Annotated in this window: 13 protein-coding genes and 1 other RNA gene; 9 read left to right on the top strand and 5 right to left on the bottom strand. The window is 55.3% G+C overall.

Annotated elements, in window-relative coordinates; genetic code table 11:
- The first annotated feature begins 79 nt into the window (after nt 1–79).
- The 3 genes from argS to ABD971_RS22415 all read left to right on the top strand — a co-directional run bounded on the left by argS (nt 80) and on the right by ABD971_RS22415 (nt 4355).
- Nucleotides 80–2059, top strand: a complete 1980-nt coding sequence (gene argS / locus ABD971_RS22425; RefSeq protein WP_345325748.1) for an arginine--tRNA ligase — start codon at nt 80–82, stop codon at nt 2057–2059.
- Between the two features lie 178 nt (nt 2060–2237).
- Nucleotides 2238–2609: a hypothetical protein gene (locus ABD971_RS22420; RefSeq protein ID WP_345325746.1), complete on the top strand. Its 372-nt coding sequence runs from the start codon at nt 2238–2240 to the stop codon at nt 2607–2609.
- A gap of 243 nt (nt 2610–2852) precedes the next feature.
- Nucleotides 2853–4355, top strand: a complete 1503-nt coding sequence (locus ABD971_RS22415; RefSeq protein ID WP_339946620.1) for a serine/threonine-protein kinase — start codon at nt 2853–2855, stop codon at nt 4353–4355.
- Between the two features lie 133 nt (nt 4356–4488).
- Here the strand turns inward: ABD971_RS22415 and ABD971_RS22410 are convergent, their stop codons facing one another.
- Nucleotides 4489–5802 carry a MerR family transcriptional regulator gene (locus ABD971_RS22410; protein WP_345325743.1) on the bottom strand — a complete coding sequence of 438 codons (1314 nt, stop codon included), beginning with the start codon at nt 5800–5802 and terminating at the stop codon, nt 4489–4491.
- A gap of 229 nt (nt 5803–6031) precedes the next feature.
- Here ABD971_RS22410 and rnpB point away from each other — a divergent pair.
- Nucleotides 6032–6472, top strand: an RNA gene (rnpB, locus tag ABD971_RS22405) — RNase P RNA component class A.
- A 94-nt stretch (nt 6473–6566) separates the two neighbouring features.
- On the opposite strand, the gene rfbB is transcribed toward rnpB, so the two are convergent.
- Nucleotides 6567–7622, bottom strand: a complete 1056-nt coding sequence (gene rfbB, locus ABD971_RS22400) for a dTDP-glucose 4,6-dehydratase (protein ID WP_345325741.1) — start codon at nt 7620–7622, stop codon at nt 6567–6569.
- A gap of 1 nt (nt 7623) precedes the next feature.
- On the opposite strand from rfbB, the gene ABD971_RS22395 reads away from it, so the two are divergent.
- Nucleotides 7624–7749 carry a hypothetical protein gene (locus ABD971_RS22395; RefSeq protein ID WP_345325739.1) on the top strand — a complete coding sequence of 42 codons (126 nt, stop codon included), beginning with the start codon at nt 7624–7626 and terminating at the stop codon, nt 7747–7749.
- 60 nt (nt 7750–7809) lie between these two features.
- Here ABD971_RS22395 and ABD971_RS22390 read toward each other — a convergent pair whose 3' ends face one another.
- Complete coding sequence (locus ABD971_RS22390) at nt 7810–8544, bottom strand: methyltransferase domain-containing protein (RefSeq protein ID WP_339946624.1); 735 nt, start codon at nt 8542–8544, stop codon at nt 7810–7812.
- Between the two features lie 84 nt (nt 8545–8628).
- Nucleotides 8629–9903, bottom strand: a complete 1275-nt coding sequence (locus ABD971_RS22385; protein WP_345325737.1) for a prolipoprotein diacylglyceryl transferase — start codon at nt 9901–9903, stop codon at nt 8629–8631.
- Between the two features lie 318 nt (nt 9904–10221).
- Between ABD971_RS22385 and ABD971_RS22380 the strand changes: the two genes are divergently transcribed.
- Together ABD971_RS22380 and ABD971_RS22375 are read left to right on the top strand one after the other, a co-directional pair.
- Nucleotides 10222–10968, top strand: a complete 747-nt coding sequence (locus tag ABD971_RS22380; RefSeq protein ID WP_345325735.1) for a hypothetical protein — start codon at nt 10222–10224, stop codon at nt 10966–10968.
- Nucleotides 10969–11029: 61 nt separating this feature from the next.
- Nucleotides 11030–12391: an EF-hand domain-containing protein gene (locus tag ABD971_RS22375; protein WP_345325733.1), complete on the top strand. Its 1362-nt coding sequence runs from the start codon at nt 11030–11032 to the stop codon at nt 12389–12391.
- Nucleotides 12392–12480: 89 nt separating this feature from the next.
- Here ABD971_RS22375 and ABD971_RS22370 read toward each other — a convergent pair whose 3' ends face one another.
- Nucleotides 12481–13083 (bottom strand): DUF2141 domain-containing protein, encoded by a 603-nt coding sequence (locus ABD971_RS22370; protein WP_339946628.1) that lies wholly within the window; start codon nt 13081–13083, stop codon nt 12481–12483.
- Nucleotides 13084–13337: 254 nt separating this feature from the next.
- On the opposite strand from ABD971_RS22370, the gene ABD971_RS22365 reads away from it, so the two are divergent.
- Complete coding sequence (locus tag ABD971_RS22365) at nt 13338–14183, top strand: sugar phosphate isomerase/epimerase family protein (RefSeq protein ID WP_345325731.1); 846 nt, start codon at nt 13338–13340, stop codon at nt 14181–14183.
- A 73-nt stretch (nt 14184–14256) separates the two neighbouring features.
- On the top strand, nt 14257–16968 hold the full coding sequence (locus tag ABD971_RS22360; RefSeq protein WP_345325729.1) for a PQQ-dependent sugar dehydrogenase: 2712 nt from the start codon (nt 14257–14259) through the stop codon (nt 16966–16968).
- Nucleotides 16969–16997 lie beyond the last annotated feature (29 nt).

The following is a 16997-nucleotide window of genomic DNA, read 5'->3' as shown; positions in this document are numbered from 1 at the left end:
GACGCCTCTCATCTCGCTGCGGTTCGAAATGCCGCACGCTTCCAACTTTCCCATCGCTTCTTGGCTGGAATTTTGCACGATGCATCTCCCGAATCAGTTTAGTGTTCGCTTTGCTGAGGCACTTAAAACGTTCGTCGAAGACCCGAGTCCGTTTGCTTCGATGATCCGCTCGACCAACGATCCCAAGTTTGGTGACTACCAAGCGAACTGTGCGATGCCGTTGTCGAAACAGATTGGGAAAAATCCGCGTGAGTTGGCGTCGGGGATTGTCGAGAAGCTGGATCTCGACGCGGTTTGTGAACCGCCTGAAATCGCCGGTCCCGGCTTCATCAACCTGCGTTTGAAAGATTCGTTTCTGTTGCAGTCGCTCCGCGACATGCTCGCCGATCCCCGTTGTCTGGTCTCGCTGGCGAACCCGAAACGCAAGGTCATTGTCGATTTTTCGTCACCTAACGTGGCGAAACCGATGCATGTGGGGCATATCCGCAGCACCGTGATTGGTGATGCGATCGCGCGAACCTTGGCATTTCTCGGGCACGACGTGATCACCGATAATCATCTCGGCGATTGGGGGACTCAGTTCGGCATCATCATCTATGGCTACAAACACTTTGGCGACGCGGACAAGGTGGCCAAGAACCCGGTTACCGAACTAGCGTCGCTCTATCGATTCGTGAATCAATTGATCGAATATCGAAAGGCCAAACGCGCGGCCGAGCAAATTCCGGCTCAGTTGACCGCTGCGAAATCCGAAGTCACCGCAGCGGAACAGACGCTGCAAGCCGCCGCGGATCCAAAAGCTCAAAAGCAAGCGAAGAAGGCGTTAGCATCGGCCAAGAAGAAGGTCGAATCGCTCGAAGCGCAATCCGAATCGCTTCGTGAAAAGATCGAAGCTGTCGAAGGGGACGCGGAATTGGTCGCGCAAGCCAACGCACACCCGGATGTCGAAAACGCGGTACTACAAGAAACCGTCAAGCTGCACCAAGGTGACAGCGAGAATATTGCGTTGTGGACCAAGTTCCTGCCGCACTGTAAGGACGAAATCAACCGCATCTACAACCGTTTGAATGTGACGTTTGATCACACACTGGGTGAAAGTTTCTACCACTCGATGCTCGAACCGGTGGTCGAGGATCTCGAGAAACGGGGGCTCGCTCGCGACAGCGAAGGTGCCGTCTGCGTCTTTCTTGATGAATTTGACGCGCCGATGATCGTCCGCAAGAAAGACGGTGCGTTTCTGTACGCGACCACCGACATTGCGACACTGAAGTATCGTCTGGAAGAATTCAATCCCGATGAAATCTTGTACGTCGTTGACAGCCGACAAAGCGAGCACTTTGACAAGTTGTTTGCGGTTGCGAGAAAGATTGGGATGGAAAACGTGAAGATGGTTCACGTCAATTTCGGGACTGTGCTAGGCGAGAACGGCAAACCGCTCAAGACACGTAGCGGGACGTTGATCGGATTAGAAGGACTGTTGGACGATGCGGTGAATCGCGCACGCGAAGTCGTTTGCAACCCCGAACGGATCGAAAAAATTGATCCGCCGATGGACGATGCGGAACGTGAACAAGTCGCTCAGGTCGTCGGCCATGGCGCGATCAAGTACGCTGATTTGTCACATCACCGCACCAGCGATTACAGTTTCAGTTTGGATAAGATGGTTGCGCTCGAAGGCAACACGTCCGCCTATGTGCAATACGCCTACGCTCGCACCCAAGGCATTTTGCGAAAAGCGGGAGTGACCGATTCCGACGTGACCTCGATCGATGCCGAGCTGACCGAATTCACCCATCCTGCGGAACGGGCGCTGGCCGTCAAATTGCTAAGATTTGAAGAGGCACTTGTCTCGGTGCATCAGGATTACGCCCCCAACGCGTTGGTTGACTATCTGTATGAAACTGCCAAAGCGTATGCGGTTTTCAACGACAATTGTCACGTGTTGAAAGCGGAAAGCGAATCGATTGCATCGCTCCGTTTGGCTTTAGTAGCATTGACCGGTCGCGTCATTCGCGTTGCCTTGTCGTTGTTGGGAATCAACGTTGTCGCTCGGATGTAGTCCGATCGTTTTGGCCGATTGGCGGGTCAGCGAGAAACGGGGTGCACGGTTAGCCGCTTTTGACAGCGAGCCGATGGAAAACAAAGATTGACAGATTCTGTAGTTGCTCTACGGTAACTTAGCGTTATCTTTGTTTCGAGACCGGCGACCTCTGCTCATTCAAGCTGGAACTCTCATCATGGCTAAAAAGAAATCTTCGGGTGTCAATCGCGCCAAGGCGATCCGTGACTACTACAAGGCGCATCCCAATGCGAAGCCGCTTCAGGTCAGCGCCGAGTTGAAGAAACAAGGAATCGAAGTGACGGCGCAATACGTCAGCACCATTCGTTCGAATTCAAAACGACAACAGGGTGAGGTTGGAAAACCTGGTCGCCCAAGCGGCAAGAAGGCGGGTGGGGAAGCTGCGGCCAAACCAGCGAAGACGACGAACCACCGGAAGCAAAAAGTCTCGCTCCCCTTGTTGGTGCGATTGAAACACCTCACCCGCGAATTTGGTGGGATCGCAGAAACCCGAGCGGCCCTCGATGCCCTCGAAGCGATCAAGGACTAGCGTCATTTCATAACGCCGAGTCACGCCGGCATCGAGCGGATTGTGTGTGGGATTGGCTTCCGGGCTGTCTCACTTTGCTCGCTGCAACCGGCAAATCTAGAAGTGCCGCTGCGGTCCCCCTCTCAAATCTGAGCCCTCCGTTCTGTGAATCCGTTGCAGTTGCGTGTAAAATGGAGGGCTGTGCCGAGGTTTCGTCCTGCGTCGGTGTTTCTTTCATTTTTCGCTCATTCTTGATCTAGTTGTATGAGTTTGACTCCCGATCAGTTCGCACAACGAATCAAAGACTATGGTTTGGCGGATCCACGCGCCGTTGACCGTGTCCGCAGCGAATTGGGAGCGGGCGACGTCACGCTGGAGGCCATGATCGACGCGATGCAGCGGTCGGAGATCGTTTCGACGCTGCAGACCGAAAAATTGTTGCGGGGGGACCGCAGCGGCTATTTTTACGGTGACTACAAGGTCCAGTACTTGATTGGTGCGGGTACCTTTGCTCGCGTTTACCGGGCCGAGCGAGATGGGAACATTTTTGCCGTCAAAGTGCTCCGCAAACGATTCCGCGACGAGCCCAAGGAATTGGAGCAGTTTTTGCGTGAAGGCCGCATGGGGCTGAAGCTCCGGCATCCCAATATTGTCAGCATTTACGACGTCATCCCGGACGTTCGCAACCCGTTCTTGGTGATGGAATTTGTTGAGGGGCAAACGCTTCGTGAACTGGTTCGTATCCGCGGAAAACTGCCAGCGGATCTTGCGCTCAGTTTGATCAGCGATATTTCGTCGGCCCTTGCGCATGCCGCGTCACTGGGGATTTCGCACCGTGACTTGAAATTGTCCAACGTGTTGATTTCCACCGACGGCAAGGCAAAACTCGTTGACTTTGGCTTGGCGGCACTTGCCGATCGCAATAATCCCGAACAGATCGCCGATTGTCCGAACGCCCGGGCGATCGATTACGCGGCACTCGAACGTGGCTCAGGCGTCCGCAAAGACGACCCGCGTAGCGATGTTTTCTTTGCCGGAAACATGCTCTATCACATGCTGGCGGGCGAGCCGGCACTGAGCGAAACTCGCGACCGCTTGGCGCGTTTGAACGTCAACCGTTTCATCGATATCAAACCGCTGACGGACTACGCCCCCGACGTCCCTGGAGTGGCAAACCAGATTGTTCAAAAAGCGATGCGGTTTGATGTCAGCCAGCGGTACCAGTCGGCCGCCGAGCTGAATGCGGAAGTTCGCAAAGCGATCACGATGCTCGAGCGCGGGATCACCGGCAACAGCCCCGATGACTACCATCAACCGATGGCGGAACACCAAGACGATGACGAGATTCCCTCGAACGAGGGCGAAGGTTATGTGGTGTTGTTGGTCGAATCAAAGATTGGGCTGCAAAACGCCATTCGCGACCGTTTGAAAGCACGGGGATATCGCGTGCTGATCATTCAGGATCCGAATCGCGCGTTGGCCCGCTTTGCTACCGCTGACGAGCAGCCTGCGGATTGCGTGATCTTTGGCGCCGCCGACTTGGGGGCGGACGCCGTCGATGCCTACAACCGGTTTGCCCAGGACGAAACAACGTCCGGTATACCCAGCATCCTATTGATTGATCGACGACAAACCAATTTGATTCAAGCCGCGCTGCGTGGACCAAATCGCAAAATGTTGGGACTGCCGCTGAAGGTTCGGGAACTGCGTCAAGCGCTCAGCCAGTTGTTGGTCGGTGTCAACCGCCGGCCGGCCGGGACGTACTAGGTTCACGCGGCTTTTTTAGTCTCCAAATTGGGGTTCCCACGTAGTGGAGCTTGCTAAAGCTCCCTGTTTCTTGGGCTTACAGTTTCCTGACTGACTGCTTCCTTGGGTACGAAAGGAACTTTTGCAAGATCCATTACGGGTTTTCGGCAAGCCGCAGACGTGCTTCGTCTGCCCAGGGGCTATCGGGGAACAGTTCCAAGAAACGCGTCCAGTGGTGGATCGCCTCGCTGGTTCGACCGAGCGAATCGAGCGTCTTAGCGAGATGGTAATGCACGTCGGAGTAGTCTTCAAAGATTTGCAAGGCTCCTTGGAACGAGGCCACCCCGAGTTCGGGTTGTCCCGTTTCTGCAAGCACGATTCCTAGACTGGCACGGGCCTCGACGAACTCGGGGTCGATTTCGATCGCGCTGTAATAGCGTTCGCGTGACGCAATCGTCTCGCCGATTCGATACAGCAATTCACCCATTTGAAAGTTGATATCCGCTCGCGGTCCGTCTCGCGCAAGAATCGCATGGTAGAAATCGATCGCTCGCTGCAGATCGTCTTCGTCCTCGGCCTGATAAGCGGCCACCAGCAACGCGTCGGAGTCATCCAGCGCGCGATTGCCCACAGGAAACGAGGTGTCGTCCTCGCGTACCATCGACAACACATGCCCCGCTGCAAAATCTTCGTCTTTCGTCTCGGTTTCGAAATCATCGAGGGCATCAAAGTCGAACCGCAATTGGCCACCCGGTTCGACCAAGCCCTCACCGTGCCGCAGCAGCACGAATTCGCCTTCGACCAAGATCGAGAGCTGTTCGAGCGGTCGATGGATATCCGGCAGCAGTTCAACCCACTGCGCCAACCGCTGCTCGATCGCCTTGGGGCTTTCCCCTGACGCGATCCAATTCGCTAGCCGCTTGGCCACCGCAACTTCGGCAAAATCGAAATAGGGCAAACGGTGCATCGTTTCGACGGGCGTGATCAATCCCAACCGTTGCCAACGCCGGACCACCCGCACGGAAATCCCCAGTAGATGGGCCAACATCGCGGGCGTGTAGTACCGCTGGGCCGTTTGCTCGAAATCGACCAGCCCCAATCGTTGCCACAATTCGGATTCGTAAACGATTTCGCGGGTCCCGGTGGCGATTGCATGCCGCGTCGACTCGCTCAACAGGTCCGATTCGAGTAGCGGCGACTGGTCGGCACCGATCACCACCCAATCAACGTCCGCAGCCCGTTGTTCGACGATCGTGGCGCCATAGGAACGCAGCAGGTTGGCCGCTTCACGACGCGTCATGCTTCCAAAACGCCCTACCAGGGCAATTTTTAGATTTTGAAGCGCTCCTGTCTCCGCTTCGCCCTCTGCCGCCGGATCTGCCACTCCCGCGCTGTCCGCCAAGTCGTTCTCAGCCAGATCGGCGTCGGCCAAGTCGTTGGAATCGATTGGCTCGTTCAAGCGTGTCATCTCTTGGGGGGGCGGGCAGAAAAAAAAGGGAATCGGATTCGGTTTGCGGCGCGTTGGGGGCATTGTCGACACGCCCGGGTCAATTGCGACACGCCCGGGGGCAATCGAACGGTTCCATAAGGCGGTCGAGTCGATCGGGCTGGTTCGATCATTATCCACAAACTTGGCAAACACTCTAGAGACGAACCTTGTCGCGAGCGAGTGGATCTATCATTCTGTGCGTTTGCCGTGAGCGGGCAAGACGATCGCTGGAGTGCCTTTGGGCAAACTGGAGGAAAGTCCGGGCTCCGCAGGATAGGATGGTCGATAACGTCGACCGGCCGCGAGGCTAGGGAAAGTGCAGCAGAGAACAGACCGCCGAACGGTCCTACGAGATCGTCGTTCATCGACGATCGACTTTGACGCGTGGTAAGGGTGAAACGGTGCGGTAAGAGCGCACCAGCGGTCGAGGTGACTCGATCGGCTTGGTAAACCCCATCCGGAGCTAGACCAAACAGAGTGCAGTGGTGCGAGCCTTTCGAGGTTCGTGCCCGCGAAGCGATCCGTTTCGTTACCGACATTCGGGTAGGTCGCAATTGAGGCGGCGAGCAATCGTCGTGCACAGATAAATGGTCGTCGGCGCGAGCGAAAGCTTGCGTCACAGAACCCGGCTTACTACCCCGCTCACGGCATTTTTTTTTGAAGGTTCGTCGCCGCCTCAAACGCTGGATCCGTCGAGCAAAACAACGTGGGCGATTACTTGCTACGCAACACGGCCGACATCGTTATTCGGCAACGCCCAATCGCTGCATTTGATATTTCCCATTTAAAATATCACGCCACCACGATTCGTTGTCCAAGTACCACTGGACCGTTTCACGCAAGCGTTCTTCGAGGGTGCGCTGCGGTTTCCAGCCCAATTCGTTTTGGATTTTGCTGGAATCGATCGCGTATCGAAAATCGTGCCCCGGACGATCTTTGACGTAGGTAATTAGCTCGGAATAGCTTTCCCCATTCGCGCGCGGCCGAATTTCATCCAAGATGCCAACGATCGCATGGACCAGATCGATATTGCGACGTTCGCTGTTGCCGCCAACGTTATAGGTTTCGCCCGGTGTTCCCTGAGTCAGCACGGTGACGAGCGCTCGAGCGTGGTCCTCGACATACAACCAATCTCGCACGTTGAGCCCTTCGCCATAAACCGGCAACGGCTCTTCACTCAGACATTTGATAATCATTAACGGAATCAACTTTTCCGGAAAATGATACGGGCCGTAGTTGTTCGAGCAGTTCGTGATCAGCACGGGCAAGCCGAACGTGGTTTTCCAGGCGCGAGCCAGATGATCCGACGCCGCCTTGGTTGCCGAATAGGGCGAATGCGGATCGTAGCGAGTCGTTTCGGTAAACATTCCGGTATCGCCGAGTGAACCATACACTTCGTCGGTCGAGACGTGCAGGAAGCGAAACGCGTCACGCCGCTCGCTTGCCAATTCGTTGTAATGCCGCAGACTGCTGTCGAGCAGATTAAACGTGCCCACCACATTGGTCTGAATAAATTCGGAGGGGCCATCGATCGATCGGTCCACGTGTGATTCGGCGGCCAAATGCATGACCGCATCCGGATCGACTTTTTGCATCACTTCGCCGACCACGACCGGGTCCGCTAAATCCGCCTGAACAAACGAATAGCGAGGCGAATCGGCGACATCGGCAAGCGAGTGTGGGTTGCCTGCATAAGTCAATTTATCCAAGTTAACGACGTCATGATCTGTATCCGCCAACAAGTGACGAACCAGATTGGTGCCGATAAAACCACATCCGCCGGTTACAAGGATTTTCATGATGGATTCGGTCAAACAGAAGGAGAGTGCGAGCGGAGAAAAACGTTTCCAAAACGATAGTCAGCAAACCGAGGTTTTGAAAGCGATCGCAACCATTCCCCATAATTTAACCGATTTGGACGCCTGAGAGGATCCGAACGCAGCGATTAATCGTGCCCTTGGCATCCAAATTAACCCAGGCGTTGTGTTAAGCAAACGCGGGGACCATTTCCGTCTGGACCGCTTCGTCAGCGACCAACACGAAGTGGCACGGCAGCAGAGGACGAATATTAACGGGGCGACCCAGTGCGCTGCGGGCAATGCGCGCGATCTCGGGTTCGCTAAACGATGAATGAATTCGAGCCACCGCGTCGTGACGACACACCGCCGAACGGACCAGCAAACGCGATGCGACATTCACCAACGCACAATTCAAGCGACTGCGTTTGAAATCGCAAACGATCATCGCACGTTGACAAGAAACTTGCATCGATTGCAATAAGCGAAACGCTTGCGAATCATCCAAGCGGTGCATCAACATTGTGCTGATGACGACGTCAAAACCATGAGGCAGTGGCGATTGAAAACAATCCAGTTGAATGCTCCGTACTTCCACCGCCGATCGTTTGGCTAGGCGTTGTTGTTCTTCGATCGCGTGACGGTTGGTGTCGACGGTGGTAATGCGAATGTCGCGGCGATCACGTGCTGCTTTGACCGCCCAGCGCACGGCCAGATCGCCATTGCCGCTGGAAACATCCAGCACCGTCAACGGGCGTCCTCCCGCCGCACTGGATTGGTACCGCGTTATCAGCGGGTACAACGCGTCGGCCACGCGAGTGACTTGGTTTAGCCGTAGCTCGTCCATCCGCACTCGCTGAAATTCAGCTGCGTCGAGCGATGGATCGTCAATCCATACCGGTTCGCGTACTCGATCGAAACTCATGTTTCGCCATTACCTTGATCCGTTCGAATGACTTAGCGAATTCAGGATACCATTTTTGCGTTTCGCGGACATGATTGCGGAGAATCACGTCGGTTCGGCGATCGACTTGGGCGTGTCATCCTGTTTGCGGCCGTACAGCCAAATGGCGGCAACGATCGTCAACAACAAGACCCCGATGCTGACCCATTGGGAAATCGACAGATCGGTTCCAAATTGCCCCTGTTCGTCCACGCGAATCATTTCCAGTACGAATCGCATCACCGCGTACGCCGCGAACCCCAGCAACATGATCGATCCGTCTCGCCGTAAAACCAACGACAACGCACACAGCAATACACACAAACTAATTCCCGAGACACTGCTAATCAATTGGGCCGGTTGGACCGGAATCGCACGCAGCGGCAGTTGTTGAGGCGTCCAGCGATAGATTTTTCCATCGATCATCGCCACCACGCCGCGAGGTGTCTGTTCGCGTGGCAGATCTTTTGAGAAACCTTCTTGATAACGGTCGTCCAGACGAATCTGTTCAACAATACTGCCCTCTTTGATCCCCGCGAACTCGGCCAAACTGTCGCTTGCGACTTCGGATATCTCACCCGAGGTCGGGTCAAATTGCAAACCGATCAGGTCCCCCCGCAATGCTTGGTCTTGGTATACCGGACTGTTGGGGGGAAAGCGAAGTGCGGCCCAATAGTCTTCGCATTGACCGCCGTAACAACATCCGTTCATCAAGCAGCCGATGCGGCCGAAGAACAGTCCCAAGAACATACAGGGCACAATCGCATCGCCCAATTTCAGCAGCGGTAAATTATGACGCAAGATGTAGTAACTGCCTGCTAAAAATCCACCGATGAACGATCCGTAAACGACCAAACCGCCTTCGGTGAACGTCAACATCCGGCGAACCGTTTCGGCGAACGAGTCGACTACAAAGTGGTCATGGTACTGAACCACATAAAACAAACGGGCGCCGCCGATGCCGCCAATGAACACCCACGGTGCCATGTTCAAAATAACATCGGGATTGATCCCCCGCCGCTTGGCTCGAACCATTGCCAACCCGACGGCCGACAACACCCCAAGCAGTAGCATCACGCCATAGCCGCGAATCGCCATTCCGACCGGTTCGCCATCGACGTTTTTGAGTTCGACGCTGGGCAAGATGAAAGCGACTGCGGCCGCAAACAGGCCCCACATCAAGCCTTCGGTTGCAATAAAACCGCTGACGGAGCCTCCGCGACGCTTGATCATCACGCCGCGAACCACCAGTGCCAACACCAGCAGGATTAAGACCCAACCGAAGCCAAAGATTGGCAATCCGGCAATGTCGTGTGGAATCAGTAACAGGGTGCGCCGCATGGGCCATCGCCTTTACGTAAATGTGGGCATAGATCACACGTTGGAAGATTGGGTTGGACGTGGGAGGCCGAGCTGTCACGAATCGAATCTCTGCATTCGTGTGCCCCCCACCCGTTTCCATGCCCTGTTTTCCGGTTCGCTGCGACGGAGCATCCCCAGCGCGGGGCGGTGTCGCAATCGTTAACGGTGAGGTTTGGGTTGGTCTGGACGTGTCGTCGGCGTATTTTCTACGCTGTTGACGGTGAAAGCGTCCAGGTGGATGCCTCGAAATCCAGAGAAACATCCGTCGATGTTTTGTTTATCGTACCCGAGATTGTCATGCTTCCCATGCTCAAGCACCGCTACCGAATGGCAAGTTGGCTCGCAATGATGGTCTTTGCCGTCTTGATTGGCGGCGTCGCCCACTCGGCCGATTTCCGTGTCACCACCGAAATCTACCAAAATCTAAGCTCCAAGCCGGCCGCTAAGCATTTGATCCTGTTTGCTGGCAATCTAACTTACGATTTGGCGGAAATCCAAGACCGCTACGTCACCGTTTACGATCCCGATCGCAAGCGAGTGATCTTGCTCGATCGCGAGGCAAAGACCCGAACGACGATCAATACCGAAGATTTGGTGCGAATCACGGCTCAAGCACGTGCGGCGGCCGAAACCAGCGAGCAGCAGCAGCGGCTCGGGATCTTGGCGTCCCCCGAAGTAGAGGGCGGCCAGTATTCGATTTCGTTTGGCGATGCTCGTTATGAAACCATGACGCAAGCTCCCGGCGAAGCGGAAATGGCAGTGCGATACGGCCAGTTTGTCGACTTGGCCTCGCGTTTGAACTTGGTTCATCGGCGGGGGCTGCCCCCGTTTGCCCGCATGACGCTCAGTCAACGAATTGCCTCGGACGGAAAAATCCCCAAGGAAACGACGCTCACGATCCGCCGCGGCATCCAAGTCGACCGCTTTCGATCGAGCCACAGCTTTATCTCGACGCTCAGCCAGCAGGATCGCCAGCAGATCGACGAGATCGGTGGCATGTTGGCTCTGTATAGCGAAGTACCGCTCAGCGAATCGGGCGAATAACCCAGGTTTGATTACAATATCTGCAGCGAAACCTTTTCCCATCGCCGCGGTTAAATCAAGCATGAATACAACACGCCCAATCGCTGCCGTTTTCTGCATTTCGCTCGCATCCGCTATCGTGGCTGCCCCGCTGGCGCTGGGACAGGGCCCAGATCGCGGTCGAGGTGGGTACGACCGTGGCGGAGACCGTGGTGGAGGAGATCGAGGCGGAGGAGACCGAGGCGGAGACCGTGGTGGCTCTGATCGGGGCCGAGGTGGGCCTCCCGGTGGCAGTCGCGGTGGATTTGACCCCAAATCGATGCTCGAGCGACTCGACTCCAATGGCAACGGGGTGCTCGATCCCGATGAACAACAAGGGCCTGCCCAATTTATCATTGGCCGTGTCTCGCAAACCGACAGCAGCGTGGTGGCTGGCAAGCCTGTTCCATTGGACAAAATTGTCAAAGCGTTTGAAAAAATGCGTGAGGAACGCGAAGGTGGCGGCGGCGACGACCGCAGCCGTGATCGCGGTGGCAGCGATCGCCGTCGCGATAGCAGCGATGAAGCCTGGACCGCAGAATTGTTGGTCCCTGGTTTCGGAGTCGAAGTCGATCCCGTCCCACTGCTGGGCTTTGGTGCCGCTTCCGAATTGATGTCCGTGGCGATTAGTGCCAAAGACAAACAGGAAGCCGCAGAGCGAATGCGAGAGTTCGATCGTGATCGCGATGGTTTCTTGACCAAAGAAGAATTGGCGCGAGGACGTTTCGGCGGCAATCCTTTGGATTTTGATCGTAACCGTGATGGCCGACTCTCGGCGGACGAATTGGCGGTTCGCTATGCCCGTCGACGTGAGGTCAACGAGGTTAATGAGGCTGAGCGAAAACGCGAAGAAAGCCGCCGGCGTGATCGAGATCGCAAGAAAACGGTCGAAGAGGTCGATCTCTATAACGGACGTCAATCGTATCGCGTCACCTCGACTCGCGCGTTGCCCGAAGGCACACCGGGATTCTTTTCCGACAAAGACGCCAACGGGGATGGGCAAGTGGAAATGGCCGAATTTGCCAGCGAATGGTCCGATGCTACGGTCGCCGAATTTTTCCGATCCGATCTCAATCGTGATGGCATCATCACAGTCGAAGAGGCCCGGCAAGCAGTGGAATTGGGCAGCCAAATGACGACCGAAACCGCTTCGGCAAGTGCCACAAGCTCGTCCGCAGCATCCACCTCGGCTTCATCGGCGGGCGGATCAGGGGCGAAGCCGGATGAGAAACTAATCAAGTACGCCGAGCGAATTATCTCTCGTTACGACAAGAACAAGGACCAAGAGTTAACCGCGTCGGAGTGGTCGACGATGTTGATGAGTCCAGCCGCTGCGGATGGGAATCGCGATGGCCGCGTGACGATCATCGAGTACGCGTCGTGGATGCAATCTCGTTCTAAATAACAACGATGATTGTCTCGGTGACGATTGTCTCAGTGACGATCGTTTTAATACCGATCGTCATAACAACGATCGTGTCATGGGCGGTCGCATTAAAGCAAATTAATCGTCACCGAAAAGGATTCGAACGGGGGCGTTATCCGCGCCTTTTCAAAGGCATCTTCCGCCTCCATCTGACTTCGATCTAACGTCCCCGAAAATCCAATGCGCTCGTTCAATTGGGGGTCAAATCCACCATTTGCATTCTGGTCCGCGAACGCGACGATGGCAAATTCGGGCCCAAGATTAATCAGTGGCAACTGTAAAACCGCAGTCCCCTCACGCAGCGTGGCTTTGTCCAACCAACGCGGGCTTGTTTGATTTGCGAACGCGTCCGCCGAATCGTAGACAGCCACCATGACGTCGCCATTGTCTTGATCCGACCCCACAACGGTCACCGACAAAAAATCGGTTATCTGAGAATGATTCTCTAGCCCGGACGACTCGTCGGTCGATTTCGCTTCGCCGATCAACGACGATTGCGGAAACCGTGGCGCGACGAAACGTGATTGTCGGTACAGCAAGATTGCGGAACCCAATACGATCAATCCTCCCAAAAACATCATCAGCACATTGCCATGATTCTGAGCCCATACACTCGCTGGCTCTCGATCGGTGAGCGTGTCGGTAAAGTTCGCGTCGTCTTGGTTCTGCATTTTTTTAGCTACGATTTTTCAGCTACGAGAGGGAGGAAGAGAATTTGCGGGGCGAGCGCTCACAAGCGGAGAGATTCGCCCGGCTCGATCCGCAGTATCATTCTATCGTGATTTTGCATTCAGGGGCAGCATTGAAATCGTTGCCCCGACCACGCAACGACAAGGTCGGAACGACGCATATGATTGTTTTCAGTCCGTCAACGTATTAGGCTGTGCACTCACCGTTTACGTCCTTTTTGCGATAGAGATTCAATATGGAAACTTGGCCCATTGGTGTGTTCGCTTCCGTCGATGCGGGACTCGGAGTCGGTTGGAACGTGATTTCGGAATTGAAAGTTCCCACGATTCAATTGCATGCCCCCCATCGAGAAAATCGGACCGCGCAAACGGCCGAGTCACTCAAGGCTCAGTTGGCCGAACTCGGCGTTCGCTGCACCGCCGTGTTCGGTGGCTTTGATGGCGAAAGTTACGCCGACATCCCTACCGTTGTTAAAACCATCGGTTTGGTGCCCGCAGAAACACGGCAAAGTCGCTTGGAAGAGATGTTTGAAATCTCGGACTTTGCCAAACAGCTTGGTTGTGACACCGTTGCCTTGCATCTCGGTTTCGTGCCCGAGGATCCCAGCGACGAAGGGTATGCCGAAATCGTCGACGTTACGCGAAAATTGTGTGATTATTGCAGCGACAATCAACAATATCTGCACTTGGAAACAGGCCAAGAAACCGCCGAGGGGTTGCTGGAGTTTATCCAACAAGTCAAACGCGAAAACCTGAAGATCAATTTCGATCCCGCCAACATGATCCTCTACGGCAGCGGCGAACCGATCGACGCGTTGAAGAAGGTGTCCAAGCATGTTCGCAGTATCCACTGCAAAGATGCGACCTGGAGCGACAAGCCGGGTGAGACTTGGGGTGCCGAAGTCCCACTGGGCGACGGTGCGGTCGACTTTCGAAAATATCTGCAAACGCTCAAAGAGATCGGCTACACCGGGCCGCTGACCATCGAACGCGAGATCCCCCAAGATCCTGAGCGTCAAAAACAAGAGATCAGCCATGCAATCGGGCTGCTGAATAAGCTGAAATCCGAATTGCTCGGCTAACCCTGCGGTTCGCCTCCCTTGCCTCGCCCACCTTTGCTTTCCCACCTTCCCCTCGCCGCTGTCGAGTCCTTTCATGCTGCATTGGATCTCTACCCCTTTTCGGGGATTCACGCTGTCATTGTGCTTCAGTGTGCTGGCGACCACGGTCGCGGTGGGCGAGCCGGTGGATCCGAGTCGATTTGAAAAGTCGACCATCGCAGGCAATCTCGTTCAACCGATGGAACTGGACATCGCACCTGATGGACGGATCTTTCTGATCGAATTGGCCGGCGTGCTAAAACGGATTGATCCCAAGTCGGGTGATGTGGATGTCATTGGGAAATTGGAAGTCACGACGGCGCAAGAAAACGGGTTGATTGGTTTGGCACTCGATCCCCATTTTGCCGAAAACAACTGGGTTTATCTGCAGTACTCGCCACCCGATTTTCCCGGCCAACGGATTAGTCGCTTCACGATCGTGGACGATCAACTTGATCTGCAGAGCGAGAAGCGACTTTTCTCGTACGAAGAACAACGGCGAGAATGTTGCCATCATGCGGGATCCTTGGAGTTTGGTCCCGATGGAAATCTGTATATCGGAACCGGTGACAACACCAATCCGTTTAACGATTCGCAAGGCTACGCGCCGCTGGACGAACGAGCCGATCGCGAACCTTGGGATGCGCAGCGGACGGCGGGCAATACGAAAAGCTATAACGGCAAAGTGCTGCGAATTCATCCCGAGCCCGATGGCACGTACACGATCCCCGATGGCAATCTGTTTCCCAAGGATGGTTCGATCGGGCACCCCGAAATCTATGTCATGGGATGCCGTAATCCATGGCGGATCAACATCGATTCACGGACGGGGTATTTGTATTGGGGCGACGTGGGACCGGATGCCGGTCGCGACGGAGATCGGGGACCACGCGGGTACGACGAAGTCAATCAGGCGCGTGTGGCGGGCAACTTTGGTTGGCCCTATTTTATCGGCAACAACCAAGCCTATTCGATCGTCGATTTCGTCACTGGGACGGTGGGGGCGTCGCAAGATCCGGCGGCTCCGATCAACGATTCGGTGAACAATGCCGGGGCAAAAAATTTGCCGCCTGCAAATCCAGCAATGATCTATTACCCCGCCGCGACCTCGGAAATTTTTCCCGAAGTGGGCAGCGGCGGTCGAACCGCATGTGCTGGCCCCGTGTGCTACTTTGACGAATCAAATCCATCGACCACCAAGTTTCCGGCAGCATACGACCGCACGTTGTTTGCATACGAGTGGTCTCGTCACTGGATTATCGCGGTCCACTTGGATCAAGATTCCAATGTTCAGCAGCTTGAACGTTTTATGCCCGAAACGACGTTCGTGCGACCAATTGATCTTCAGTTTGACGCCGAAGGGGCATTGTTTGTGATCGAATACGGCGAGACTTGGGGCGTCAATCCCGATGCTCGCTTGGTGCGAATTGATTACGTACGCGGCAACCGTGCTCCGGTTGCGGCAGCCAGCGTCCAGAACAGCGTCGGTCGTGAACCGATTGAAACTCATTTTTCAGCCGAAGGCTCTTTTGACAAAGACGGCGATCCGCTGAGTTACCGCTGGACCGCGACTCGCAGCAGTGCGACGGAATCCAGTAACGGTCAAACGGAACAACGCGAGTTGATTGGCTCACAAGCACGCTTCACTCATCAATTTGCCGATGCGGGTGTCTATACGATTGAATTAGAGGTGCGTGACCCAGCGGGCGCCACCAGCGTGACGTCGCTTCCGGTGATCGTAGGTAATTCGCGGCCCGAAGTCGAATTTCTTCGACCCCACGACGGCGATTTCTTCACACCCGGCCAACCGGTTGGTTTTAGTTTGGTCGTACGCGATCACGAAGATGGAACGAGTGACTTTGACGAGGCCGAAGAACGAGAGATCGATCCGATCGATTCGGCGGCCGCCACGCGGTTGTTCGTCGAAGCGGTGCCGGTAGCTTCCGGTGAGGACGCGGCCGCCGAAAATGTGCCCGCGGGATTGGCGTTGATTCGCAAAAGCGATTGCTTGAATTGTCACGCTGCTAACCGATTGCTCGTTGGCCCCGCCTTTGTCGAGATCGCCAAGAAATACAAAGACCAACCTCATCAATTAGAACTTTCAATCAAACGCGTGATCGAAGGTTCCACCGGAGTCTGGGGGAAAGTCGCCATGTTGCCCCATTCGCAACATACCCCGAGCGAAGTCCAGCAGATGGTGGAGTACGTTTTTTCGGTCAGCCCGGACTCGGCAAATCCCTCCGCCCAAGGGTTTAACAACTCGTTGATTCCCGCTGGAAAAACGGACCAGATTCGTTTAGAGGCAACCTATACTGATCGAGGCCGTGACGACATTCCCAAACTTTCCGCCACCGGCGTGGTCATGCTTCGCAGTCGTCAATTGCAAGCCGAGTCCGCAGCCGAAATCAAAGGGGCAAGACCGCTGGGGTCCAGCAAAGCCGAAGGCGGTAAGTTTGTCGGAGCGATCGAGCACGACGGCTTCCTTCGATTCGACAAAATTCCATTGGATCAAGTCGGTTCGATCACGGTGCGTGTGGCCAGCGCAGGCGCCGGAGGCGACATCGAAATTCGTCGCGGCAGTGTTACTGGTGATCTGCTCGGCGGCACTCCGGTCGAGGTCAACGGCGACTGGGAAGCGTTCTATGAGAAGACGATCAAGTTAACCGAGTCCGATGCACGCGACGCACTGTATGTGGTCTTCAAGAATGCCGAGAAACGCGGCGGACTGATGAACCTCGATTCGCTCCGCTTTGAACCGAGGCGTTAGTGCATCGGTTGCGGGATCACGCCGACGTC

The organism is Novipirellula rosea (genome assembly GCF_039541335.1).
In the GTDB taxonomy this organism is placed as follows: domain Bacteria; phylum Planctomycetota; class Planctomycetia; order Pirellulales; family Pirellulaceae; genus Novipirellula; species Novipirellula rosea.
This window is presented reverse-complemented; position numbering and strand designations above follow the sequence as displayed.

Excerpts from the sequence above, each read along its gene's own strand:
- ABD971_RS22415 (WP_339946620.1), top strand. The coding sequence starts at position 2,853 with ATGAGTTTGACTCCCGATCAGTTCGCACAACGAATCAAAGACTATGGT.
- argS (WP_345325748.1), top strand. The coding sequence starts at position 80 with ATGCATCTCCCGAATCAGTTTAGTGTTCGCTTTGCTGAGGCACTTAAA.
- ABD971_RS22395 (WP_345325739.1), top strand. The coding sequence starts at position 7,624 with ATGGATTCGGTCAAACAGAAGGAGAGTGCGAGCGGAGAAAAACGTTTC.
- ABD971_RS22420 (WP_345325746.1), top strand. The coding sequence starts at position 2,238 with ATGGCTAAAAAGAAATCTTCGGGTGTCAATCGCGCCAAGGCGATCCGT.
- ABD971_RS22410 (WP_345325743.1), bottom strand. The coding sequence starts at position 5,802 with ATGACACGCTTGAACGAGCCAATCGATTCCAACGACTTGGCCGACGCC.
- ABD971_RS22370 (WP_339946628.1), bottom strand. The coding sequence starts at position 13,083 with ATGCAGAACCAAGACGACGCGAACTTTACCGACACGCTCACCGATCGA.
- ABD971_RS22360 (WP_345325729.1), top strand. The coding sequence starts at position 14,257 with ATGCTGCATTGGATCTCTACCCCTTTTCGGGGATTCACGCTGTCATTG.
- ABD971_RS22385 (WP_345325737.1), bottom strand. The coding sequence starts at position 9,903 with ATGCGGCGCACCCTGTTACTGATTCCACACGACATTGCCGGATTGCCA.
- ABD971_RS22375 (WP_345325733.1), top strand. The coding sequence starts at position 11,030 with ATGAATACAACACGCCCAATCGCTGCCGTTTTCTGCATTTCGCTCGCA.
- ABD971_RS22365 (WP_345325731.1), top strand. The coding sequence starts at position 13,338 with ATGGAAACTTGGCCCATTGGTGTGTTCGCTTCCGTCGATGCGGGACTC.
- ABD971_RS22380 (WP_345325735.1), top strand. The coding sequence starts at position 10,222 with ATGCTTCCCATGCTCAAGCACCGCTACCGAATGGCAAGTTGGCTCGCA.
- rfbB (WP_345325741.1), bottom strand. The coding sequence starts at position 7,622 with ATGAAAATCCTTGTAACCGGCGGATGTGGTTTTATCGGCACCAATCTG.
- ABD971_RS22390 (WP_339946624.1), bottom strand. The coding sequence starts at position 8,544 with ATGAGTTTCGATCGAGTACGCGAACCGGTATGGATTGACGATCCATCG.